Genomic DNA, 252 nt, shown 5'->3' with positions numbered 1-252 from the left:
CCAAATTGTTAAAGAGCAATGAGACTTCTTGTGAAGTTCATTTTCTAAAGACTCTCACAGTCGAAAAATCCAACCAGCGACATAAGAAGTGGTTTGGAGATTTAACTTCCAAGAATATTTAGAGAATGGTGGGCGATACCGGGCTCGAACCAGTGACCCCCTGCTTGTAAGGCAGGTGCTCTCCCAACTGAGCTAATCGCCCACTAAAAGTTTTAATTCCTTCGTGGAGAAGGAATGGTGGGTCGTGCAGGA

The 252-nt window shown here is 44.8% G+C and carries 1 tRNA gene; it reads right to left on the bottom strand.

Annotated elements, in window-relative coordinates:
- Window positions 1-126 precede the first annotated feature (126 nt).
- Window positions 127-202, bottom strand: a tRNA-Val gene (locus AB4493_RS21295).
- Between the last annotated feature and the right edge of the window lie 50 nt (window positions 203-252).

This window comes from Vibrio sp. 10N.222.55.A1, assembly GCF_041473835.1.
Taxonomy (GTDB): Bacteria; Pseudomonadota; Gammaproteobacteria; order Enterobacterales; family Vibrionaceae; genus Vibrio; species Vibrio crassostreae_C.
This window is presented reverse-complemented; position numbering and strand designations above follow the sequence as displayed.